Raw genomic sequence first — 21,950 nt, 5'->3', positions numbered from 1 at the left:
CATGACTTTCACCGATATTTTCGTTCGGCGGCCGGTGCTTGCGCTCGTCGTCAGTATTCTGATCCTGCTGCTGGGGGTCATGTCCTTGCTGCAGCTGCCGATTCGCCAGTACCCGATGCTGGAAAGCTCCACCATCACCGTGACCACCGAATACCCCGGCGCTTCGTCAGACCTGATGCAGGGTTTCGTCACGCAACCGATTGCCCAGGCGGTGTCGTCGGTGGAAGGCGTGGATTACCTGTCGAGTTCGTCGGTGCAGGGGCGCAGCGTGGTCACGGTGCGCATGGAGCTCAACCGTGACTCGACCCAAGCGCTCACGGAAGTCATGGCCAAGGTCAACCAGGTGCGTTTCCGGCTGCCGGAGCAGGCCTATGACCCGGTGATCGAGCGCTCGTCCGGCGAGTCGACGGCGGTGGCCTATATCGGGTTCTCCAGCCCGACCCTGTCGACCCCGGCCTTGACCGATTACCTGGCCCGGGTGGTGGAGCCCGTGATGAGCACCATCGAGGGCGTGGCCAAGGTCCAGGTGTTCGGCGGGCAAACCCTGGCGATGCGCCTGTGGATCGACCCCGCACGGCTGGCCGCTCGCGGCCTGACCGCCGCCGATGTGGCCGACGCGGTGCGCCGCAACAACTACCAGGCGGCGCCGGGCAAGGTCAAAGGCCTGTTTGTGGTCGCTAACCTGCGGGTCAATACCGACCTGACCAACGTCAATGAATTTCGCGATTTGGTGCTGCGCAACGATGGCAACGGCCTGGTGCGCCTGAAGGATGTCGGCACCGTGGAGCTGGGCGCGGCGTCCAGCGAAACCAGCGCCACCATGGACGGCGTTTCGGCCGTGCACCTGGGGCTGTTTCCGACACCCGGCGGCAACCCGCTGGTGATCGTCGACGGCATCAAGAAACTCCTGCCGGACGTGCGCAAGACCCTGCCGCCGGACGTCAAGGCCGAGCTGGCGTTTGAAACCGCGCGCTTTATCCAGACCTCCATCGACGAGGTGATGAAGACCCTGCTCGAGGCCTTGCTGATCGTGGTGATTGTCATCTACCTGTGCCTGGGGTCGTTGCGCACGGTACTGATTCCGGTGGTGACCATCCCCTTGTCGATGCTGGGCGCCGCGGCGCTGATGCTGGCGTTCGGTTTCAGTCTCAACCTGTTGACGCTGTTGGCGATGGTGCTGGCCGTGGGGCTGGTGGTGGACGATGCGATTGTGGTGGTGGAGAACGTGCACCGGCATATCGAGGAGGGCAAGACCCCGGTGGCCGCCGCTCTGGTCGGTGCGCGGGAAGTGGCGGGTCCGGTGATCGCCATGACCATTACCCTGGCGGCGGTGTATGCGCCTATCGGCATGATGGGCGGCCTCACGGGAGCGTTGTTTCGTGAGTTCGCCCTGACCCTGGCCGGCGCGGTGATCGTGTCCGGCGTGGTGGCGCTGACGTTGTCGCCGGTCATGAGTTCGTTCCTGCTGCAGTCCAAGCAATCGGAAGGGCGCATGGCACACCTGGCCAACCGCGTCTTTGACGGTCTGGCACTGCGTTATGCCAAGGTGCTGGACCTGTCACTGCGCCATCGCTGGCTCAGCGGGCTGTTTGCCTTGCTGGTGATGATCAGCCTGCCGTGGCTGTACCAGTTGCCGCAGCGGGAACTGGCGCCCACCGAGGACCAGGCGGGGCTGCTCACTGCGATCAAGGCGCCGCAACATGCGAACCTGGAATACGTCGAGCGCTTTTCCGCCAAGCTGAATGAGGTTTACGGGCGGCTGCCGGAAACCGTCAGCACCTGGATCATCAATGGCAGCGACGGTATCGCCTCGAGCATTGGCGGCATCAACCTGACGCTGTGGGGCGAGCGCGAGCGCACCGCCGCGCAGATCCAGGTCGACCTGCAAGCGGCCACCAACGACGTGGAAGGCACCAGCATCTTTGCCTTCCAGCTGCCGGCCTTGCCGGGCTCCACCGGTGGCCTGCCGGTGCAACTGGTGCTGCGCAGCTCCCAGGATTACCGCGTGCTGTACGAAACCATGGAGCAGATCAAGCAGAAGGCCCGCGACAGTGGGTTGTTCGCCGTGGTCGACAGTGACCTGGACTACAACAACCCGGTAGTACAGGTGCGGGTGGACCGGGCCAAGGCCAACAGCCTGGGGATCCGCATGCAGGACATCGCAGAATCGTTGGCGGTGCTGGTGGGGGAAAACTACCTCAACCGCTTTGGCCTGGATGGCCGCTCCTATGACGTGATTGCCCAGAGCCCGGGCAGTGAGCGACTGACGCCCGAAGCCCTGACTCGTCAGTATGTGCGCACGGAAGACGGCACACTGATTCCGCTGTCGACGGTGATCCAGGTGTCCGAGCACGTCGAACCCAACAAGCTGACCCAGTTCAACCAGCAGAACGCCGCGACCTTCCAGGGGGTGCCGGCGGCCGGGGTCACTCTGGGCGACGCCGTGGCATTCCTGGAAGGCGTCACCGCCGAATTGCCCGTGGGGTTCAGCTACGACTGGCAATCCGATGCGCGGCAATACACCCAGGAAGGCAATGCGCTGCTGCTGGCGTTCCTGGCGGCGGTGATCGTGATCTACCTGGTACTCGCGGCGCAGTACGAAAGCCTGATGGACCCGCTGATCATCCTGATCACCGTGCCGCTGTCCATCAGCGGCGCGCTGATTCCCCTGGCGCTGGGCTACGCCACGATCAATATCTACACCCAGATTGGCCTGGTGACCCTGATCGGGCTGATCAGCAAGCACGGCATCCTGATGGTCGAGTTCGCCAACGCCCTGCAGGCCCAGGAACACCTCGACCGTTCTGAGGCGATACGCAAGGCCGCGCAGATTCGTCTACGGCCGATCCTGATGACGACGGCGGCCATGGTGGTCGGCCTGATACCGTTGCTGTTCGCCTCGGGGGCCGGGGCCAACAGCCGCTACGGTCTGGGGGTGGTGATTGTATCGGGCATGCTGATCGGTACCTGCTTCACCCTGTTCGTGCTGCCGACGGTCTACACCCTGCTGGCGCGCAAGCATTCGGTGGCGGCCTCCACCCCACGGGCCCAGTCCCTGGCGCAAACCCTGAGGAGCGAACCATGAAGCCCGGCAAAACTGTCACCACCGTGCTGGCGCTGACGCTGCTCAACGGCTGCATGGTCGGGCCGCATTACGAAAAGCCCACGACCCCACCGATCAGCCTGGTCACTGCACAAAAGGCCTTGTTTGCCCAACAGGCGCCGGTGCAGGCCCAGTGGTGGTCGTTTTTTGACGACGCCGAGCTCGACCGCCTGATCGACACGGCGCTGGCGCATAACCATGACATCCGTCAGGCGCAGGCCAACCTGCTGGCTTCCCGCGCGGTGTTTGATGATCGCCGGCTCGACCAGTATCCCGGCGTCACTGCCCGTACCGCCTATGGCCGCAGCCTGGAGCAGCAGTTGCCGTTCGACGGTGGGCCACCGGAGCGGATGCTGTCACAGACCTATCGCGCCGGCTTTGATGTGCAGTGGGAGATTGATGTGTTCGGGCGGTTGCAGCGCCTGACGGCATCGGCCATGGCACGCTCGCAGGCGGCGCAGGCGGACCTCGCGCTGATGCAGTTGAGCATCGCTGCCGACGTGGCGCGTTATTACTACGAGCAGCAAGGCTTGAGCCGCAGCCTGGAGGTGGCCCAGGCCCAGGTCAGTGCCTGGCGCGAAACGCTCACGCTGACCAGCGCTCAGGTGCGCGCCGGCAGCGGCCAATTCGAGGATCAGCAAAACGCCCATGCCAACCTGCTGCTCAGCGAGGCGGCGATTCCACCGTTGCTGACACGGATCCAGGAAACCGGTTATCGCCTGGACGTTTTGACCGGCCAGCCACCGCGTCAACAGCAGGCCCTGGCCAAGGCGCATTTCCTTGCACCCCTGGCCCGGCAACTGCCCTTGGGCGATGTCGACCAGTTGATCCGCAATCGTCCGGATGTGGTCAGCGCCGAACGCCTGCTGGCCGCCAGCACCGAAGACGTCGGCGCCGCCACCGCCGACTTGTACCCACGCCTGAACCTGGGCGGTTTCATTGGCTTCTTCGCCCTGCGCGGCGGCGACCTGGGCAGCGCATCGCGCGCTTATGAGTTGGCGCCGTCGGTGGACTGGCCGGCGTTTCGCCTGGGCAACGTGCGCGCACGCCTGCGCGGTTCCCAGGCCCAGGCCGAAGGTGCCCTGGCGCGCTATCAACAGTCGCTGCTCAAGGCCCAGGAAGATGTGGAAAATGCACTGATGCGCCTGGCGCAGGACCAGACCCGCCTGGGCGCGTTGCTGGCGTCCGCCACACATGCCGAGCAGGCGATCGACATCGCCAGCAAACGCTACCGCAGCGGTTCGGGCACCTACATGGCGGTGCTGGAAAACCAGCGCGCGTTTTTCCTGATCAAAAAGGACGTGGCCGATGCCGAGACGGCGTCCTACCTCAACGCCATCGCGCTATACAAGGCGCTGGGCTGGGGCAGTGGCGGTGCGGCCCAGGCTCAATCAGCGGACAAACCATTGGCCAGCAATTGAGCCTTGAGGTCGGGCCGGTAGTTGCGTGCGTATGTGCGGCCCACGGTGCTTGACCAGGACTGGCCGTCCGCACGGCCAATGATCTGCCAATGGCGCATCAGGTGCTGGTCATAGGCACTGATCGCCGGTGCCAGCGCGGCACGGTTGTAGCGCTCGTCGTGACGGAAGGCCTCGATGCCCATGCGCGGTTTCTGCGCCGCCGGCTCGTGCACATGACCCAGGGCCAGGCCGCACAGCGCGAAGGTCTGCTCGGGCAGCCCGAGCAGTTCGATCATCGCCTCGGCGTTGGCGCGAATGCCGCCCACCGGCACCACGCCCAGACCCAATGAGCGCGCGGCGATCATCAGGGTACTGAGGATAATGCCGCCATCGGTGCTGGCGGCGATCAGCCCTTCCAAGTGCCGCTGGATCTGCTGTTGCTGGCCATTGAGCGCGGCACCGACGGCGGTCTTATGGAAGTCCACCACCAGCGTGATAAACACCGGCGCCGACACGATCCAGGGTTGGCCGCCCGCGACCGCCGCAATGCGCTGGCGGGTGTTTGCATCGCGCACGACCACCACGGAAATATGCTGGGCATTGAATGACGTCGGTGCCAGGTGGCCGGCCCGCAAGATGGCATCCAGGTGTTCGTCGCTGACGGGCGTGGATTGGAAGCTGCGGTCGCTGCGGTGGCTGGCGAGCAAGTCGATGGTCGGGGTCATGGCCTTATTCCTTTAGGGCGGTTGGAGTGGAGGGCGGTCAGGCGCGCGGCTGGATGTTATAGACGCAACGCCGGTCGCCGGAGATCAGGTGTTCGCAACGTTCGACAAGCGCGTCGTCGCCCATGGCTGCGCGAAATATCTGCAACTCCGAGCGGCAGAAACCCTGGCATTTGCGCGCGGCGGCACAGATCGGGCAATGGTTTTCGATCAGCAGCCAACCTTCACCCGCAGGTTCCATATGCGCCATATAGCCGGCGAGTTCGCGGATGCGCACCAGGATGGCGACTTTCTCTTCCAGGGACGAAGCTTGCGAACACGCCTGGACGTACTCCTGGCGATTGGTCGCTTCCATGCTGGTGATGATTTTCTCGATGCCGTCACTGCCGAAAACACCCTCGATGGATTCGATCAGGTGCAGGGTCAGCACGCTGTGGGAATCGGGGAATTTGTTGTGCGCAGTGTCCGTCAGAGCCCACTTCAACGAAGGGCGGCCGGCCCCGGAAGTGGGCGCAGAAACGCCGACGATCAACTCCGATGCCTGCAACTTCTGGATTTGTTGCCGGGCTGCCTCAAACGTGACTTCCAGCAGGGAAGCCAGTTCGGTGGTTTTCAACGGGCCACGGGTCTTGAGCAAAAACAGGATGCGTTCAGCGGTGGATGGCTGGGTATCGTCGGCAGGTTTGGAGGTCATAAATCGCGTGTAACCATGGGGAGTGAGGGCATCACTGGAGTTCGTCGGCCTTTGGCGCCATCCATTGCGTAAGGGGTAGTGGGCATGAGCATAGTCATTTTTGCCGCTCAGGAAAATAATTAATAAAAGGAATTACCATCGGATTATAAAGAGCAAATAATTATAAAAGGGTTGTCTTGCTTTTGTAGGACTTACGACTAGGATCGTAGCTAGCTTTTTGGAAGCTGCTCGTAAACATTCATTTGCACATGACTCAGGACCGTTAGAAAACACGCTACGTGCCAAGCACTGATCGCTTGCCGACGCCGGTGAACATAAAAACATCCAAGGAAGAGAATCTGTATGAATGCGCAAAAGCCTACGACCATCTATGAGCACGCTGATGAAGTAACCGCTCTGTCCAGCGTGGTCGACCTGGTGAAACTCTCCGACCAGTATCGACAATCCGCCATCCTTCACTTTGCTGTAGCGCAGCACCTCTTCGATCAAACCACCCGCCCGGCTACCGCCGACGCAATCAGCCAGCAATTGGGCTGGGTGCCCAACAAGGCCAAGATCTTTCTCAATGGCCTGGTTGCCCTGGGCCTGTTGAAAAAATCCGCCGACACCTATACCAACCTGCCTTTGGCCGAGCGTTTCCTGGTCAGCCGCAGCGCCGAGTTCATCGGCCCGATCATTGCTCACCAGCGCTTGCAGTGGCAGAACTGGCCGCGCCTCGGGGAAATCCTGAGCAGCGCCGAGTCCATGGATTTCCAGCAAGAGAACCGCTTCAAGCACGACATTGCTGCGCGTGATGCCTTCAACGATGCGATGGTGCGCTTCAGTCAGCCCATGGTCGATGTGCTCAAGCAATTGCCAGTGTTCGATACGGCCAGCAAGGTCATCGACCTGGCCGGTGGCCACGGCACCTACATCGCTGAAATCGCTCGGCGCCACCCCCAGGTCCAGGGCGAAATCTGGGACCTGGCCGCTACGCGCCAGTCTGCCGAAAGCACCATCGAGAAGTACCAGTTGGCGGGGAAACTGACGTTCAAGGAACGTAACCTGCTGGACCTGGCCCGTTACGAAGGTGAAAGCGCCGACGTAATCATGGTCAATGACTGCCTGCATTATTTTAACCGCGAAGAAACCAGCACGCTGATCCGCTCGGCTGCACAGTTGGTCAACGACGGCGGTTCGCTGCTGGTGCTGAGCATGACCTTGGAAGACGACGAAATTCATCCGGCGCTGTCGGCGGATTTCTCCCTGCACATGATGGTCAACACGGTGCACGGCGAATTGCATCCCACCCGATGGATTGCCGAGCAGATGGTCTCCCAGGGCTTTGAGGTGTTTCAGGAGCCTATCGGGCGCTACAGCCTGTTGGTGGGTCGCCGTACCGAGGGGAGGGTTGCCTGATGCTGCGCTTTATTACCTTGTACAGCCCCAACACGGCGACCCGTCTGAGCGGGTTTCTCGAACCGTTGAACACCTGCGCGAAAGCGGCCGGTTTTGAAATGTGCGCGGCCGTGGAGGGCGCGCAGTTACCGCAGGCCGATGGATTTATCCTGCTGGTGTCGGCGGCAGACAGCCTCGACACCCTCAATACTCGGCTCGCGCAATTGGCCGATGGTTATCACAACAAGGCCGTCTGCGTCGTGCGCCTTACCGAAGGCCGCGCCGGGCAAGCTGCCGGCGATCCGCTGAGCGCGACATTGCTGCAACACGCCGCCTGTTTCATTTACCCCCACGGCCTGGCGATCACTGACGCAGGCGTGTCCCCGGACACGGTGAAAAACTGGCTGGCCGGTTTTTCCAAATTCGCCGCCGCGATCAAAATGTGGCGCTCCCTGGAAGGTGTATCCATCGAGGCTGCCGCGCTGGAATCCCAGCGCCCGCAACTCACCCATATCAACATCCTCACCCGTAACCTGGAAGCCTCCCAGGCGTTCTATCGCGACATCTTCGGCGCCCACTATTGCTACAACCTGGGGCCGCGCAAAGTGGTGATGGAGTTGAACGGGTTCGACTTCTTCATCGAACACAATCCCGACTTTGTCTACCCGCCGGGCTACCACATCGGCATTCGTGCGCTGCCGGAGGACGTCAAGCGCATCGCCGACAAAGTGGCTGCCGACGACAACATCACCCTGGTCAAGGGCAATGGCCCTGCGCCGGGTTATCACCGCGGCCCGGACAACGTTCGCACGGCGGTGTATTTCGAAGACCCCGATGGCTTGGTGGTTGAGGTGTATTCCACCGAAGTCGAGATGATCGAGACCAATCGACGGTTGCTGCTCGACCGACTCTGATACCTGACTGACCCACACACGCCGAGCGGTTTCGCGCTCGGTCGTGGACGTGTTCGCTCGGAAAAAAGGTGTACCTATGACGAGTCATTACGGTTGGCATTGGCCGACGCTACCGAGCCCTTTGCCAAAGAACGTGTCTGATCGGGTGTTGATGGGCTACCCGCAGGCTTACGTCGAATATGAACTGACCCGGCAAATCGCCGACGCCACCGGACAGTTGATGAGCGCGCCTATCGAGCAGCTGCTGCGGATGGTCGAGTCGCTTGCCGAACCCCTGGTGCGGCGTATCGCCGCCGGGGAAGTGCTGGGTTGCAAGGGCGACCCGCGTATCGACGTGTTCAGCCCGGCCATGTGCGACGTTCCCGCTGCCCGGGTCGAGATCGGCCTGGAGCCGCAGCGCGTCGACGCGGTCATGACCGCCTACGCCGGGCTGGGCCTGGACCGCAGTTGGATCGAGAAGGAAACCCCCAACCATCGGGTCAGCCTGGCGAGCTTTCGCATCGGTCGCTACCCGGTGACCAATAGCGAATACCGCGCTTTCCTGCTGGATACCGGTTATCCGTTCTTGCCTACCGGCTGGGCCTTTGGGCGCTTTCCCCAGCACCAGGCCAACCATCCGGTGTACAGCGTCAGTGACGTCGATGCCGACGCCTATGCCCAATGGCTGAGCCGGCGCACCGGGCGCGCCTTCGCACTGCCCAGCGAAGCGCAGTGGGAATACGCCGCGGCAGGGCCGCAGCGCTCCCAGTTTCCCTGGGGCGAAACCTTCAATGTCGAGTACGCCAACACCATCGAGTTGGGGTTGCTCACGTCGACACCCGTCGGGGTGTTCCTCGAAGGCGCCTCGATGTTTGGCGCGCTGGACATGGCCGGCAACGTGGAAGAGTACGTTGCCGACGATTATCGGGCCTATCCGGGCGGGCCTGAGATCAACGATGACCTGGTGCTGGATGTCGGTCGGCACCGGGTAGCCCGTGGAGGCAGTTTCACCCGCTTCAGGGATCTTGCGCGCAACCAGCGCCGACATGGACGTTATCCAAGACCCATCTATGTCATGGGATTCCGTTTGGTAGAAAACAACGTTGACCAGAACGTCCCATCCGCATAGAGGCTTACTCATGGACACTCCAGTAACGCTCCATACGCAAGTTCCCATCTCCATTCTCGGCGGCTCCGTCAACGCCCACTTCTTCGGGTTCAAGGGCTTTGACAAGAACAATGAACACTTTGCCGTCAAGGCCGGTGAGCCCGATGCCGATGTGCCCCTGGTGCGCGTGCATTCCGAATGCATTACCGGTGATGTATTCGGTTCCCAGCGCTGCGATTGCGGCCCGCAGTTACAGGAAGCCTTGAAAGCGCTTGATGCCGAAGGCGGCTACCTGATCTACCTGCGCCAGGAGGGTCGCGGTATAGGCCTGTATTCGAAGTTTGAAACCTACCTGCTGCAAGACGCCGGTATGGACACCTATGAGGCCAACCTGAAGCTCAACCACCCGGAAGACTCGCGCAGTTTCGCCCCGGCGGTCGCCATGCTGCGTGCCCTGGATGTACATCGCTGCCGGCTCCTGACCAACAACCCGGACAAGGTCAAGCAACTGCGCGACGGCGGGATCGACGTGGTCAGCTCAGTGCCGACCGGGGTGTTCCTGACCAAGCAGAACCACAACTACCTGCGATCAAAAGTCAGTAAGTCGAGCCACACCATCAAGCTTTGATTTCATTCCTCAGGAAAAGGACTTTTCGATGAGACACATAGGCCCTATCAGCGGCGTCGCCGCCCATGCTGGTGAGTTCATCGCCACCGCTGGTTACGACAACCAAGTCATTTTGTGGAATGCCCATACCGGGCATTCGATCCACCGTGTCAGCCATGACCACTTAGCCAACCAGTGCGCGTTCAGCGCCGATGGAAAGTACCTGGTGAGTGCCAGCAGTGACTACACCGCGCGCGTTTGGGAAGTGCCGAGCATGCGCCTCAAAGCCGTGCTGTCGGGGCATGACGACGACGTGGAAATGGCGGTGTTCTCACCGGACGGTACGTCAATCGCGACCTGCTCGCGCGATCACCAACTGCGCCTCTTCGACCTCGACGGCAACCTCAAGGGCACCTGCTGCGGGCATCAGGCCGACGTGATTTCCGTGGTCTGGTCGCCGGATGGCAAGCGCCTGATTTCCAGCAGCGACGACGGCACGGTGCGCCAGTGGGACACCAGCACCTTCGAGCAATGCGATGAAGTCGACATCGGCGGCGTCGAGACCGATACCGTTGCCATTACCCGTGCCGGCGTGGTGTTTGCCGGTGACGACGAGGGGCGCATCTCGATTATCCATGGGGGCGATATCCGCTCCATTCCTGCCCACGATGCCGGGATCAAGCGCATCGTCTGGAATGATGAAAAACAGCTGCTGGTAACCTTGAGTTATGACCGTCTGGCGATCCTCTGGCGCTTCGATGGCGCTCAGCTGGAGCGTTTGCGCAGCACCAATCTGCCGAGCATCGTCTGGCCACGCAGCTGTGCGTTCGTCGGCAGTGATGCCTTGGTGTTCGCCACCTTCGGCTCGCGCTACGCCACCTGGGATTATGAAAACGATCAGTGGGCGGTGGACGGCATCCAGCCGGCGGTGAGCATCAACGCCGTGGTGACCACTGACGGCGGGCAATACAGCATCGGTGACGCGGGCCTGCTGTTTCGCGATAACCAGCCCGTGAGCGGTGTCGGCAGCCTGTGCAACTTCCTGCTGCCGTTCGGCCCGCTGCTGCTGACCGGCGGGCAGATGGGCCAGGTGTTCGATGCCCTTAGCGGGCGCCTGTTGTATCAACATCGCTCGCCGCTCAATTGCGGCACGACGTTCCAGCGCAATGGCCAACTTCATGCACTGATCGGAACCTACACCGGCGAAGGCCTGGTGTTTATCATCGCTGGCGATAACAGCCTGGAGCTGGTGGCGTCGATCCCGATGCACGACAACGCGATCAAAGGCGTGGCGGCCAACGAGCATCACCTGTTCAGCGTATGCGCCTCGGCCGCCGCGGCCCTTCACACCATCAGCGACTTCAGTTGCGCACGGCATATCGAAAATGCCCACACGCGTATCTCCAACGGTTGCTGCCGGGTCGACGGCGGTTTCGCCAGCATTGGCCGCGACCTGAAGCTGCGCCTGTGGCTGGCGTCCGGTGACGAGGTCTATGACACGCCGCACCGCAATTCCATCAAGTGCATTTGTGCCTCGGCCGACGGGGAAGTGATTGCCACTGCGAACTACAGCGGCACCATCGCGCTGTTCGACTTGCCCAGCCGTTCCTGGCAGCAAGTACAGCGTCCCACGGCCAGTGGCATCTCCTGCATCACCCACAGCACGGCCAGCGATGATTTCCTGGCCAGTTCCTACGATGGCCAGATCTATGGGATCGCCACCCGTCGCGCCTCTTGACCCAAGGACTGTCTGATATGAGCAAGCAAGCGCAATTCATGGATGTATCGACGTACCGCCGGGCGCTCGACACCTCATTTGTCCACCGCTACAGCCATGGTGAAGATGAGTGGTCGTGGGACATCGGCATGGCCAAGGCCGCCCGGGTTTTCCTCGAGGCACTGGGGCCGACGCCGGACCAGCACATCCTCGACGTGGGCGTTGGCCGCGCACGAGATGCCTCGGAGTTTATCCTGGCAGGGCACCGGGTGACCGGCCTGGACATCGTCGAGAATTCCAGCTGGCCGCTACTGCGCAAACGCTGGGGCGAGCGTCTCAGCCTGGTGTGCAGCGCCCTGCAGGATTGGCAGCCACCGGCAGGGGAGGTGTTTGACGGCGTACTCGACAATGGCTGCTTCCATCACCAGCATCCGGATGAGTGGAGCCGTTACCTGGCCAATATCCGCCAGTACGCGCGCCCTGGCGCGCTGATCGGGCTCAATGTCTTCGGTGTCGACGCGAGCAACCCGGAGCCGGGCTGGCGCGAGATGGATAACCAGCGTCAAGGTTATTTCTTCACCGAACAGGGTGTGCGCGACACCCTGCAAGCGTTTGGTTTCACCTGGCAGGACCTGGTGGTGATCGAGCGTCAGCACGGTGAGGCGGTGTACCTGTTGGCGCTGGTTCGCACATGAGCCTGGCGCTGGCGCGCGACATGCACTTCATGCGGCTCGCCCTGAAACTGGCTGACCGGGGCGCCTTTACCACGGCGCCCAATCCCCGGGTCGGTTGCGTGATCGCCAAGGGCGACCTGCTGCTTGGCCAGGGCTGGCACGAGTGGGCGGGGCAGGCTCACGCCGAAGTCAACGCCTTGCGCGAGGCGGGCGTCGATGCACGGGGCGCCACCGCCTATGTCACCCTGGAGCCGTGCGGCGCTCATGGGCGCACGCCGCCCTGTGCCGACGCGTTGATCAAGGCCGGCGTGGCGCGGGTGGTGATCGCCAGCGTCGACCGCTCGCAGCATGAGCATCAGGGTGTTGAGCGGCTTGAGGCGGCAGGGGTGCAGGTTCAACACCTGCCGTGCCCGGAGGCGCGTGAGTTGAACCAGGGATTTTTCTCGCGTACCGAGCGCAAGCGGCCGTGGTTGCGGATCAAACTGGCCATGAGCCTGGACGGTCGCACGGCCCTGGGCAACGGGCACTCCAAATGGATCACCTCGCCCGAGGCCCGGGACGATGTGCAAGTGTGGCGCGCCCGGGCCTGCGCCGTGCTCACCGGCAGCGGCACGCTGCTGGCAGACAACCCGCGCCTGACGGTGCGCCTGCCCGACCCACACACGGCGTTTTGCGCGCCGCTGCGGGTGGTTCTCGACCAGCACCTCAAGGGCGACGCCAATGCCCATGTGCTGGATGGCGCGGCACCGACCCTGGTGTTTCATGGGCCCGGCGCACAGCCTTTGCACCCGCCACCTACGGGTGTGCGTTACCGGCAGGTCGGGCTGGACGGCGAAGGGCTTGATCTGCGCCAGGTCATGACGGTCCTGGCTGAGCAGGGGTGCAACGAGGTCCAGGTCGAGGCCGGCCCGGTATTGTGTGGCGCCTTTGCGGCGGCAGGCCTGGTGGATGAGTGGCTGGTCTACATCGCCCCGATGTTCCTGGGCAGTGATGCACGGCCGTTGCTGGCACTGGATGGCTTGACCGATCTGGGGCAGGCGCAACAGTTGTCGATCATCGAGCAATGCCTGGTGGGGGAGGACATCCGGGTGCGATTGCGGCCGGTCAGCGCCCTGGCGTGATCGTTCCCACGCGGGTGGAAACGATCACTGCGCGATTATTTGCGGCAGGTCAAACCGATCTGCAGGCTGTTACGCTCGAACAGTTGCCAGTACCCCGCACCCATGGTGGTGCGGCTGTGTTCACTGATCAGCGGGGCGACCCAGGTGAGCTGGTTGAAACCGGCGACCCGTGCGGCTTCTTCGTACACGCCTTGCTCCCAGCGATAGTAGGTAAACGGCGCGGGGGGCGATGACATGAACTGCGCGTTGCAGCGAAACCCGCCGGCGACCGGGGTTTCATCGAACACCTCAATCCCATAGCGAGTGAAATTGCCTTTTTGCAGTTCGAACGACGGGTTGGCGGTATAGGCCACCAATTGACCACCGGGCTTCAGGTTGTCGGCCGCCGACTGAAACATCTTGCTCAGTTCGTCGACACTGCTGGCATAGTTGAACAGCCAGGCCGCGGTCACCATGTCGTAGGCACCGATACGGCCCATCTTCGCCACGTCCCGTACTTCGTAGGCGATACCGTCGTTGGCTTGCCGTGCCTGGTAGATCATGTTTTCGGAAATATCCACGCCATGCACCTTGGCCGCGCCCCAGTCCTTCAACTGGCGACTGAAGAAACCATGCCCACAGGCCAGGTCCAGGATACGCAGGCCCTCGACATTACCGACCATGCTACGGAAGGTGTCGACCTCCACCTTGCGTTGAGAGGCCCTGGTGGTGAAATCCTCGAACTGTTCACTGATGCGTTCGTACACTTCTTTGGATTCTTTCATCTGCATGCCACTCCTTCGAATATGCGGGCTGGGTAATGAGCAAGCCTTGACAGTCGTTATGCAAGTTCGGACTTGCGATATTAGGCGCAACCTCTCGCTTTAACAAACGGCTTGATGGGCGGTACTGCTCGATTGGGTCAGCCTGCTGATGGGAGGGCGTTGTGTTGACTATGCGTTTGAGGATGTGCGGCAGCGCAGGGCATGCTCTAAACTGTTCTTGTCGCGAGGTTATATCCTCATGTTTTTTTAATATTTCTTGTTATATGGCGCGAGCAGTAAAGTGCGGCTAATTCCTTCATGGCCGCCATTGGAAATTGTCTATGAACATCCCGCGCGGACACCCCAGCCCGATTTTGACATTGCCCCAGGGCGATAAAGATCCTCTTTCAATCCGAGCCAAAGCGCTGGTATTTGCCGACCCCCGGTCTCGGCAGTTGCTGGAGTATCTGCAGCGGGTGGCGCCCAGTGACGCTCCAGTGCTGATCAATGGAGAGACAGGCACCGGTAAGGAGTTGGTGGCTCGCTACATCCATTCGAGCAGTGGCCGCACTGGCGCTTTTATTGCGGTCAATTGCGGTGCGATCAGTGAGACCCTGGCTGAAAGCGAGTTTTTTGGCCACGAGGCCGGTTCCTTCTCAGGCGCTGTCGGTCGACGAGCTGGCTGGTTCGAGGAGGCAGATGGGGGGACGCTGTTTCTCGATGAGATTGGTGATCTGCCGCTGCCTTTGCAAGTTAAATTGCTGCGTGTTTTACAGGAACAGGAGGTGGTTCGGGTCGGCTCGCGCAAACCGATCAAGATCAATATCCGATTGGTGACGGCGACCAACGTCAATTTGGAACAGGCCATTGAAGCCGGTAATTTCCGGCTCGATCTGTTCTATCGAATAAACGTCGCGCAAGTGGAAGTTCTGCCGTTAAGGGCACGTCCCTTGGACATTCTGCCGTTGGTGGAACACTTCAGGAAACTCTACAGTGCGCGCCTTAAAATCAATGAGCCTATGCTTTCGGAGTCGGCCACTCAGGCGCTGCTTGATTATCCCTGGCCGGGGAATATCCGAGAGCTCGAAAATGTTGTGCATTTGGCTTTGCTGGTGGCCGGCAACAAACCCATCCGCCCCGAGCATTTGAAGTTCTCTGCAGGCCTCAGTGCATTGCAAAGCGGAACCAGTGGTGCGGTACAAAAGCTCCCTCAGGAAGTGGTGCGTGAACAGTTATTGCGGCTCTTTGATGCCCCCGGTGATTCGCTCTTGCACGATATTGAGGACTTGATCGTTCGTGAGGCTTTTTCCTATTGCGGCTTCAACCAGCTGCGCACTGCAGACCTGCTGGGCATTACGCGCAACGCCATGCGCACCTTGCTGGTCAATCACGGCATGCTCAAAGGCCGAGCAAAACCCTGATCTGCGTTCAACCTTGTTTGACCGGGCTGGGTGGGCTACCTATACGGCGTAACTGAGGCAGCAACTGCGCGCCCAGGTGAATCGCTTCCTCCAAATGGGGAAAACCCGACAGAATAAAACTGTCCACCCCTAACCGGTGGTACTCCTCGATTCGCTCTGCCACCTGCGCATAACTGCCGACCAACGCTGTTCCTGCGCCGCCGCGTACCAAGCCTACACCGGCCCAAAGATTGGCTGACACCTCAAGTTCTCGAGCACCGCGCCCACGGCCCTGCATCAACTGCGTCTGCCTGCTTTGCCCCACCGACTCATATGCCGCCATCTGGCGTTGTGCATGGTCAATGGTATCCGTTGGGATTTCTTCCAGCAGCCGTTCCACGTGGGCCCAGGCCGCGTCGTCAGTGGCAGCGGCGAACACGTGCAAACGCAGACCGAAGCGCAGCGTACGGCCTTGGGCGGCCGCCAGGTCACGCATGCGTTGGATGCGTTCGGCGATCATCGCCGGCGGTTCGCACCACATCAGATAAGTTTGCCCATGGGCCGCACCGACACGCTCGGCGGCTTCGGAGGCGCCGCCAAAGTAAATCGGCGGTACTCGTGCGCCTGGCGCAATCGGCGTTTGAATGCCGCTGCGGTAGTAACGTCCCTGATGCGCGGGCGGTTGGGCTGCCCACACGGCCTGGAACACCTGCAGAAATTCTGCGGTGCGTGCGTAACGTTCATCGTGTTCGAGAAAATCCCCGAGGGAACGCTGTTCAAAACGGCTGGAGCCGGTCACCACATGCAACGCCAGGCGGTTCTCGCTGAGCAGTTGCAACGTCGCCGCGCGGTGGGCGGTATAGGCTGGAAGCTCGGTGCCCGGTCGCAGCGTCAGGAGGAATTTCAGGCGGCGCACTTCCTGGGCCAGCACCGCAGTGATCAGCCATGGGTCTTCAAACCCGGCCGCGGTGGGCACCATGATGCCGTCGAAACCGGCCTGTTCGGTGGCGCGTACAATCTGGCGCAGATAGTCCAGCGTCGGTGCACGCTCGCCTTGCTGGAACAACCCGACCTTTGGCAAGCCGCTGCTGGTGAGGTGCCGGCCATCGCCATTGGTGGGTAAAAACCAGTCCAGTTGGATCGGTGGGCGTAAATCATCAGTCATGGTGCAGGCGCTCCTTGCGCAAACCCTGTTGGAAAAGCAACGGTAAAACCTGTTCGCCGAAGCGCAGTACTTCGCTGACTGACGGTCCGCCCTCCAGGATCAGGTGATTCAAGCCCATTCCGTGCAGTTCTTGCAGGCGTGTAGCGACTTGTTGCGGGGTGCCCACCAGGATCAGCGGTTGGCCGGCTTCCCGTTGCAACAGGTTGGGATGCACTTCCCACTGGCGTAGCGGGTGGCGTGCTCGGGGCAGTGTGGCCAGGGGTTCCTCGGGCAATTGAGGGACCGATAATAAAGTGGCGGCGGCCTCCCAGGCGAGGTCTTCGCTGTCGCCGAGGATCAAGCCAAACGTGCAGGCAAACTCGAGCGTAGGTTGGATCTGCCGCCAGCGCTGTATCTCCTGGGCCAGTCGTGATGGGAGGCCAGGCGCTAACAGGCAGGTCCGCGCATGTGCCGCCACCAATGCATGGCTCTGGGTGTCGTCCAGGAGCAACAATGGGGCGGGTATTTCGCGGCGGGTGAAGCCGGCGTTCTCCAGTTGGAAATAACGGCCCTGATAGTCGAACCCTTCAGTGTTGGACGCCAGCAGTTGTTGCAGCAGTTCCAGATATTCGCCAATGCGTTCGCTGCGTTGGTCGCGGTTGAGCCACTCCCCAAAGGCACTGTGTTCGCTATTGGGTAAATGTAACCGTACACGGTGGCCGCTGATCGACTGCAGGCTTTGCAGGGTAGTGGCCAGCGCGGCTGGCAGCATCACTTGCGGCGGCACACTCACCGACAACTGCACGCTGCGTGTATGCGCACACAAGGCTGCCGCCACGACCAGGCTGTCGGCACATAACGCCCCGCCGGGAATCCAGAGGCCATCGAGCCCGGCGTATTCCACTGCCTGGGCCAATTGAACCCATTGTCCCGGCCGCGCCGCCCAGTCAGGCGTACACAGGGGCATCAACCAGCTGAATTCCAGAGGCATGCATACGCTCCATTATTCATCGTTTTTTCCAACCCAAGGCCGGGGCGATATCCTGGGCCAGGATTTCCAGGCGCTTGAGAATTTGTGCCTGGGTCGAGCTTTCGGCCTGAACCACAGCGATGATGTAATCAGCATAAGGCAGCAGCGAAGGGTCCTGTTGCAAGCTTTCGATCACTTCATCGGGATGGCCGTGGTGCACGTTCATCAAGCGCAGGTGTTCCTGCAAATCCAAGGCTTCGCCGATCAGGCCCTCACGTTGCAGGCGCGGGATATGCCGCTCGATATCCACCGACAGTTCGGCCTGGGCGCTGGTGCGGTCGATGGCGGGGAAAATGGCACGCACCACGCCGATACGCGGTGCGCGGTCAGTGCGGGACCAGGCTTGCAGATACGCGTCCGCCAAAGGTTTTTGCACGGTGAGCGGATCATGGGTGGCGGTGCCCAGCAGCAGTCCATTGCCTTGTCGAGCGGTATAGACCGCGCCTTCAGTGGTGCCGTGGGAATGCCAAAGGCGTTCGGCCAGACTGAATGCAGGCGGTTGCAACGTCAATTCGCCGGTCAGCGCTTTACCTTCCAGAAGGCGCTGCAAACGTTGCTGACGCTCGGCAAAATCCGCCTGGCGCCGACTTGGGTCGCGATCAAAGGCGCTGAAGTTATCGAGGTTGGCGCCACCACTGCCCAGGCCCAATTGCACGCGTCCGCTGCTCAAGGCGTCCAGCACACTGGCGTCCTCGGCCAGGCGGATCGGGTCTTCGAATGGCAACACAATCACTCCGGTGCCCAGTTCGATGTGCCGCGTGCGTTCGGCAACGGCCGCCAACAGCACCAAGGGTGAGGGAAGACGACCAAAGCCATTGCTCAAGTGGTGCTGGGCAATCCAGCCACCGTCGAAGCCGAGGGCTTCAGCCACCTCGAATTGTTCGATCAGGTCGAGGTAGACCTGCTGGGGGTCGTCACCAAAAGCGTGGCTGAGGAAACCCAATTTGAACGTCATGACGGGGCTCCTGTGGGTTGCCAGCCCAGTGCGGGTGCAATGTGTTCACGGATGATCTCCAGGGCACGGATCGCCTCGCGCAACGGCGTGCTGGTGGTTTGTACTTGCAGGATCAGTTGGTCGTGGGCTGTCAATGGCGGGCCTTGCTGCAATTGCTCGATGATCTGCTCCACCGGACCGTGCAACACGCCGAGGCGCTTGAGGGTGCTGTCGAAGTCAGCGTCCAGCGCGCCCTTGAGTACGCCGATGCTTTGCTGGCGTTGCACATAGGCCTGGATATCGCGGCGTGTGGCGTCGTCCGGTGCGGGGAGCAAGGCCTGCACCCGTGCTACGCGTGCGGGCGTGCCGTTGTCGCCGGTCCAGGCGTTGCGGTAGCGGTTCACCAGGTCAACACCGGCTTGGGCAGGCAAATGCGGATTGGGTGCCATGACCAGGCCGTGGCCACGTTCGGCTACAAGCTCGACCCGCGCGGTGGCTTCCCACACACGCTGGCTCAAACCGTGGGTGCGTGGCAGGAGGCGGGAACCGCTGTCGGTCAGCGGCGCGTTGCCAAATGCATTGAGCAATTGTTGAAGGTGCTGTTCGTAGTCACGATGCCGTGCTTCATGTTCGCGGCCGAAGGCGAGGAAGGTTTCAGGATCAAAACCCGCACCCAGGCCCAGTTCCAGTCGGCCGTTGCACAGCACGTCCAGCACGGCGGCGTCTTCCGCCAGGCGCAGCGGCGTCTCCTGGGGTAATACGATAATCCCGGTGCCAAGGCTGATATGCCGTGTCTGCTGGGCGACGGCCGCCAACAATACCAATGGCGACGGCAAACGCCCATTTTCACTGGCGAAGTGGTGCTGCGCTAACCAGCCACTGTCAAAGCCCAGCGCTTCGGCAACCTTGAACAGTTCCAGGGTGTCGCGGTAGACCTTTGGATCAGCACTCGGGCTATAGACCCGGCTCAGAAAGCCGAGGGAAAAGCCTGCACTCATGGTTTCACCTCATGGGCCAACTGCTTTTGCAGTGCTGGCCCTGCGCTGACGGATTCCGGCAGGCCGCTGAACGGGCTGATGGTCAGGTAGCCTTTGTTCAGCCACACCGCTTCATCGTTCTGTTGCGCAGCGCTAGCGGCGGGGCTGTATTGGAAGCCGATGCCGGGTTTGCCGGGCAGGTTGAACTGCTTGAGATCATCGGTGTACAGCGCCTCAAAACCCACATAGCTGCCGACGCGGGTCAGTTTGACGCCTTTTATCTGCGCATCCTTGGGCAGGTTGATATTCAAGCCCAGGCCCGGCGGTAGCAGCGCGCCATGGGGTTGGCGATGCTGGTCGAGGGCATGCACCAGGTTTGCTACCAGTTGGGCGGCGCGCTGCGGGTCTGTCTCCTTCAGATCAGTACTCACCGCCAACGCCGGAATGCCCGACTGCAACGCCACGCTGGCGGTATTGAAGGTGCCGGAGGCCATATTGATCGCGCCGAGGTTATTGCCAGGGTTGGGGCCGACGATCACCAGGTCGGGATGTGGCAGGACTTTTTTCAGGCCCATCAGCAGTGCCATCACCGGCGTACCGCTGATTTCGATCTGTACTGCCTTGCCGGCACACTCGGCGCTCTGGCATAGGCCTTTGTCGGTGGTGCTGATGTAGTAGCTGTCGGGGTAAGCAGGGTCGGTATCGCGCCCAACACTGACTTCGCGACCGAAAAAAAACGAACCGCCTCGCGCGCTCTGATCACTCTGGGGCGCGGCGATTTTTACGTTGTGACCTTGGGCTTTCAGCGCTGTGTAGAGTGCGCGAATGTTCGGATGCTGATAGCCGTCGTCGTTGCTCAGCAAGATGTTCAAGGCGAAGGCCTTGGGGGCGATCATGCTGGCGAAGGCGAGCATCCAGGCGCGGCGTTTCATGCCCTCCCTCCCGTAAAGCGGTTGTCCGGGCGCGGCAGGCCGAGGTTTTCGCGCAGGGTGGTGCCCTCGTATTCCTGGCGAAACAACCCACGCGCCTGCAGCAACGGAATCACCTGATCGACGAACACGTCGATGGCGCCAGGGAAGTAGGGAAAGAACACATTGAAGCCATCGCATGCCCGCGCCTGGAACCACGCCTCAAAGTGATCGGCAACGTCCTCGGCGGTACCCACTACAGGGTTGCCTCCGGCCAGGCGCAAGTACAACTGGCGGATGCTCAGGTTCTCCGTGCGCGCCAATTCCAGCACCTTATCCCGACGGCTGCCGCGTTGGCCCACGGGGGTGTCCGGCAATGGGCCGTCGAGGTCGTGGCCGGAGAGGTCGATGTCATCGCCCAAGGTGTCTGCCAGCAGGCGCAGGCCCAGCACCGGGTCGATCAGCGCCTGGAACTCTTCGAACAGCACCTTGGCTTGTTCACGGGTATCGGCAATAAACGGTGTGATGCCGGGCAGGATTTTGACGTGATCCGGGTTGCGGCCGAGGGCAGCGGCGCGTGCCTTGATGTCCTGGTAGAACGCCTGGGCGCCTTCCACGTTATGCGAGTGGGCGAAGATCAGTTCGGCAACCCGGGCGGCGAGTTGCTTGCCCGGCTCCGAGGCACCGGCCTGCACCAGTACCGGGTGGCCCTGGGGCGGGCGCGCCACGTTGAGCGGGCCGCGTACGGCAAAGTGCTTGCCGCGATGGTTGAGGATGTGCAATTTGGCCGGGTCGAAATACTCGCCACTGGCTTTGTCGCGGGTAAAGGCGTCGTCGTCCCAGCTGTCCCACAGGTCCTTGACCACGTCATGGAATTCTTCGGCACGCTGGTAGCGGTCGCCATGGTCGACGTGATTTTCGCGGCCGAAATTCCACGCTTCATCCGAGACCACCGAGGTCACCAGGTTCCAGGCGGCGCGTCCCTTGGACAGGTGGTCCAGGGACGCGAATTTGCGCGCGATATGGTATGGCTCGTTGTAGGTGGTGGTCGCCGTTGCGATCAGCCCGATGTTGTGTGTGACGGCAGCCAGGGCCGACATCAACGTCAGCGGTTCGAAGTGTTCGGCGCGGGCCGTACGGCTCAGGGCATCGTGATGGTGGCCCCATAAGGCGACCACATCGGCAATAAACAATGCATCGAACTTGCCGCGCTCGGCGGTCTGCGCAATGTGTTTGAAATGCTCGAAATCCAGGCTGGCATCGGCTTGGGCCAACGGGTGGCGCCAGGCGGCGACGTGGTGGCCGCTGTTGGCGAGGAAGGCCCCCAGTTTGAGTTTGTCGGTGCGGCGGGTCATGAACAGGCTCCCATCAGGGGCAGGTGCGGAGCGGGTGAACCGG

19 protein-coding genes are annotated in these 21,950 nt (G+C 61.7%); 10 read left to right on the top strand and 9 right to left on the bottom strand.

What is annotated here, in order from left to right; genetic code table 11:
- The first annotated feature begins 1 nt into the window (after position 1).
- Together SC318_RS13995 and SC318_RS13990 are read left to right on the top strand one after the other, a co-directional pair.
- Positions 2–3,085 (top strand): MexW/MexI family multidrug efflux RND transporter permease subunit, encoded by a 3,084-nt coding sequence (locus SC318_RS13995; protein WP_320427245.1) that lies wholly within the window; start codon positions 2–4, stop codon positions 3,083–3,085.
- Positions 3,082–4,524 carry an efflux transporter outer membrane subunit gene (locus SC318_RS13990; protein WP_320427244.1) on the top strand — a complete coding sequence of 481 codons (1,443 nt, stop codon included), beginning with the start codon at positions 3,082–3,084 and terminating at the stop codon, positions 4,522–4,524. The genes SC318_RS13995 and SC318_RS13990 overlap by 4 nt, the downstream gene beginning before the upstream one ends.
- Here SC318_RS13990 and SC318_RS13985 read toward each other — a convergent pair.
- Positions 4,491–5,228: a nitroreductase family protein gene (locus SC318_RS13985; RefSeq protein WP_057722512.1), complete on the bottom strand. Its 738-nt coding sequence runs from the start codon at positions 5,226–5,228 to the stop codon at positions 4,491–4,493. The two genes, SC318_RS13990 and SC318_RS13985, sit on opposite strands and share 34 nt — an antisense overlap.
- Before the next feature lie 37 nt (positions 5,229–5,265).
- On the bottom strand, positions 5,266–5,919 hold the full coding sequence (locus SC318_RS13980; RefSeq protein ID WP_320427243.1) for a helix-turn-helix transcriptional regulator: 654 nt from the start codon (positions 5,917–5,919) through the stop codon (positions 5,266–5,268).
- A gap of 342 nt (positions 5,920–6,261) precedes the next feature.
- Between SC318_RS13980 and SC318_RS13975 the strand changes: the two genes are divergently transcribed.
- The 7 genes from SC318_RS13975 to ribD all read left to right on the top strand — a co-directional run bounded on the left by SC318_RS13975 (position 6,262) and on the right by ribD (position 13,416).
- Positions 6,262–7,317, top strand: a complete 1,056-nt coding sequence (locus SC318_RS13975; protein ID WP_320427242.1) for a methyltransferase — start codon at positions 6,262–6,264, stop codon at positions 7,315–7,317.
- Positions 7,317–8,210 carry a VOC family protein gene (locus SC318_RS13970; protein WP_320427241.1) on the top strand — a complete coding sequence of 298 codons (894 nt, stop codon included), beginning with the start codon at positions 7,317–7,319 and terminating at the stop codon, positions 8,208–8,210. The genes SC318_RS13975 and SC318_RS13970 overlap by 1 nt, the downstream gene beginning before the upstream one ends.
- Positions 8,211–8,286: 76 nt before the next feature.
- Entirely contained in the window at positions 8,287–9,318 is a 1,032-nt protein-coding gene (locus tag SC318_RS13965; protein WP_320427240.1) for a formylglycine-generating enzyme family protein, read from the top strand.
- A 10-nt stretch (positions 9,319–9,328) separates the two neighbouring features.
- Entirely contained in the window at positions 9,329–9,925 is a 597-nt protein-coding gene (gene ribA / locus SC318_RS13960; RefSeq protein WP_057722507.1) for a GTP cyclohydrolase II RibA, read from the top strand.
- 28 nt (positions 9,926–9,953) lie between these two features.
- Positions 9,954–11,642 carry a WD40 repeat domain-containing protein gene (locus tag SC318_RS13955; RefSeq protein WP_320427239.1) on the top strand — a complete coding sequence of 563 codons (1,689 nt, stop codon included), beginning with the start codon at positions 9,954–9,956 and terminating at the stop codon, positions 11,640–11,642.
- A 17-nt stretch (positions 11,643–11,659) separates the two neighbouring features.
- Positions 11,660–12,316, top strand: coding sequence for an SAM-dependent methyltransferase (locus SC318_RS13950; protein WP_320427238.1), 657 nt, complete (start codon positions 11,660–11,662; stop codon positions 12,314–12,316).
- On the top strand, positions 12,313–13,416 hold the full coding sequence (ribD, locus tag SC318_RS13945; RefSeq protein WP_320427237.1) for a bifunctional diaminohydroxyphosphoribosylaminopyrimidine deaminase/5-amino-6-(5-phosphoribosylamino)uracil reductase RibD: 1,104 nt from the start codon (positions 12,313–12,315) through the stop codon (positions 13,414–13,416). The genes SC318_RS13950 and ribD overlap by 4 nt, the downstream gene beginning before the upstream one ends.
- 35 nt (positions 13,417–13,451) lie before the next feature.
- On the opposite strand, the gene SC318_RS13940 is transcribed toward ribD, so the two are convergent.
- Positions 13,452–14,180 (bottom strand): class I SAM-dependent methyltransferase, encoded by a 729-nt coding sequence (locus tag SC318_RS13940; protein ID WP_057722654.1) that lies wholly within the window; start codon positions 14,178–14,180, stop codon positions 13,452–13,454.
- 320 nt (positions 14,181–14,500) lie between these two features.
- Between SC318_RS13940 and SC318_RS13935 the strand changes: the two genes are divergently transcribed.
- Entirely contained in the window at positions 14,501–15,580 is a 1,080-nt protein-coding gene (locus SC318_RS13935) for a sigma-54 interaction domain-containing protein (protein ID WP_320427236.1), read from the top strand.
- Positions 15,581–15,587: 7 nt separating this feature from the next.
- Here SC318_RS13935 and SC318_RS13930 read toward each other — a convergent pair whose 3' ends face one another.
- From SC318_RS13930 to SC318_RS13905, 6 genes are read right to left on the bottom strand one after another with little or no spacing between them, the layout of a single operon-like run.
- The gene (locus SC318_RS13930) at positions 15,588–16,724 is read right to left on the bottom strand and encodes an LLM class flavin-dependent oxidoreductase (RefSeq protein ID WP_320427235.1); all 1,137 of its coding nucleotides are present in this window, start codon (positions 16,722–16,724) and stop codon (positions 15,588–15,590) included.
- Positions 16,717–17,694, bottom strand: a complete 978-nt coding sequence (locus tag SC318_RS13925; RefSeq protein WP_320427234.1) for an LLM class flavin-dependent oxidoreductase — start codon at positions 17,692–17,694, stop codon at positions 16,717–16,719. The genes SC318_RS13930 and SC318_RS13925 overlap by 8 nt, the downstream gene beginning before the upstream one ends.
- A gap of 16 nt (positions 17,695–17,710) precedes the next feature.
- Positions 17,711–18,688, bottom strand: a complete 978-nt coding sequence (locus tag SC318_RS13920; protein ID WP_320427233.1) for an LLM class flavin-dependent oxidoreductase — start codon at positions 18,686–18,688, stop codon at positions 17,711–17,713.
- A complete protein-coding gene (locus tag SC318_RS13915) occupies positions 18,685–19,665 on the bottom strand; it encodes an LLM class flavin-dependent oxidoreductase (RefSeq protein WP_320427232.1) in 981 nt (326 codons plus the stop codon). The genes SC318_RS13920 and SC318_RS13915 overlap by 4 nt, the downstream gene beginning before the upstream one ends.
- Positions 19,662–20,576 (bottom strand): 5'/3'-nucleotidase SurE, encoded by a 915-nt coding sequence (locus SC318_RS13910; RefSeq protein WP_320427231.1) that lies wholly within the window; start codon positions 20,574–20,576, stop codon positions 19,662–19,664. Before SC318_RS13910 ends, SC318_RS13915 begins: the two co-directional genes overlap by 4 nt.
- Positions 20,573–21,907 carry an LLM class flavin-dependent oxidoreductase gene (locus tag SC318_RS13905; protein WP_320427230.1) on the bottom strand — a complete coding sequence of 445 codons (1,335 nt, stop codon included), beginning with the start codon at positions 21,905–21,907 and terminating at the stop codon, positions 20,573–20,575. The genes SC318_RS13910 and SC318_RS13905 overlap by 4 nt, the downstream gene beginning before the upstream one ends.
- Between the last annotated feature and the right edge of the window lie 43 nt (positions 21,908–21,950).

Origin of the sequence: Pseudomonas sp. MUP55 (assembly GCF_034043515.1) — a bacterium.
GTDB lineage: Bacteria > Pseudomonadota > Gammaproteobacteria > Pseudomonadales > Pseudomonadaceae > Aquipseudomonas.
Note: the sequence above shows the minus strand (reverse complement) of the source record. Positions and strands in the feature narration are given on the sequence as shown.

Bases quoted from the DNA above. Each gene is read 5' to 3' on its own strand.
- ribD (WP_320427237.1), top strand. From the start codon at position 12,313: ATGAGCCTGGCGCTGGCGCGCGACATGCACTTCATGCGGCTCGCCCTG.
- SC318_RS13920 (WP_320427233.1), bottom strand. From the start codon at position 18,688: ATGACGTTCAAATTGGGTTTCCTCAGCCACGCTTTTGGTGACGACCCC.
- SC318_RS13935 (WP_320427236.1), top strand. From the start codon at position 14,501: ATGAACATCCCGCGCGGACACCCCAGCCCGATTTTGACATTGCCCCAG.
- SC318_RS13955 (WP_320427239.1), top strand. From the start codon at position 9,954: ATGAGACACATAGGCCCTATCAGCGGCGTCGCCGCCCATGCTGGTGAG.
- SC318_RS13990 (WP_320427244.1), top strand. From the start codon at position 3,082: ATGAAGCCCGGCAAAACTGTCACCACCGTGCTGGCGCTGACGCTGCTC.
- SC318_RS13980 (WP_320427243.1), bottom strand. From the start codon at position 5,919: ATGACCTCCAAACCTGCCGACGATACCCAGCCATCCACCGCTGAACGC.
- SC318_RS13995 (WP_320427245.1), top strand. From the start codon at position 2: ATGACTTTCACCGATATTTTCGTTCGGCGGCCGGTGCTTGCGCTCGTC.
- SC318_RS13905 (WP_320427230.1), bottom strand. From the start codon at position 21,907: ATGACCCGCCGCACCGACAAACTCAAACTGGGGGCCTTCCTCGCCAAC.
- SC318_RS13940 (WP_057722654.1), bottom strand. From the start codon at position 14,180: ATGAAAGAATCCAAAGAAGTGTACGAACGCATCAGTGAACAGTTCGAG.
- SC318_RS13910 (WP_320427231.1), bottom strand. From the start codon at position 20,576: ATGAAACGCCGCGCCTGGATGCTCGCCTTCGCCAGCATGATCGCCCCC.
- SC318_RS13930 (WP_320427235.1), bottom strand. From the start codon at position 16,724: ATGACTGATGATTTACGCCCACCGATCCAACTGGACTGGTTTTTACCC.
- ribA (WP_057722507.1), top strand. From the start codon at position 9,329: ATGGACACTCCAGTAACGCTCCATACGCAAGTTCCCATCTCCATTCTC.
- SC318_RS13970 (WP_320427241.1), top strand. From the start codon at position 7,317: ATGCTGCGCTTTATTACCTTGTACAGCCCCAACACGGCGACCCGTCTG.
- SC318_RS13965 (WP_320427240.1), top strand. From the start codon at position 8,287: ATGACGAGTCATTACGGTTGGCATTGGCCGACGCTACCGAGCCCTTTG.
- SC318_RS13985 (WP_057722512.1), bottom strand. From the start codon at position 5,228: ATGACCCCGACCATCGACTTGCTCGCCAGCCACCGCAGCGACCGCAGC.
- SC318_RS13950 (WP_320427238.1), top strand. From the start codon at position 11,660: ATGAGCAAGCAAGCGCAATTCATGGATGTATCGACGTACCGCCGGGCG.
- SC318_RS13975 (WP_320427242.1), top strand. From the start codon at position 6,262: ATGAATGCGCAAAAGCCTACGACCATCTATGAGCACGCTGATGAAGTA.
- SC318_RS13925 (WP_320427234.1), bottom strand. From the start codon at position 17,694: ATGCCTCTGGAATTCAGCTGGTTGATGCCCCTGTGTACGCCTGACTGG.
- SC318_RS13915 (WP_320427232.1), bottom strand. From the start codon at position 19,665: ATGAGTGCAGGCTTTTCCCTCGGCTTTCTGAGCCGGGTCTATAGCCCG.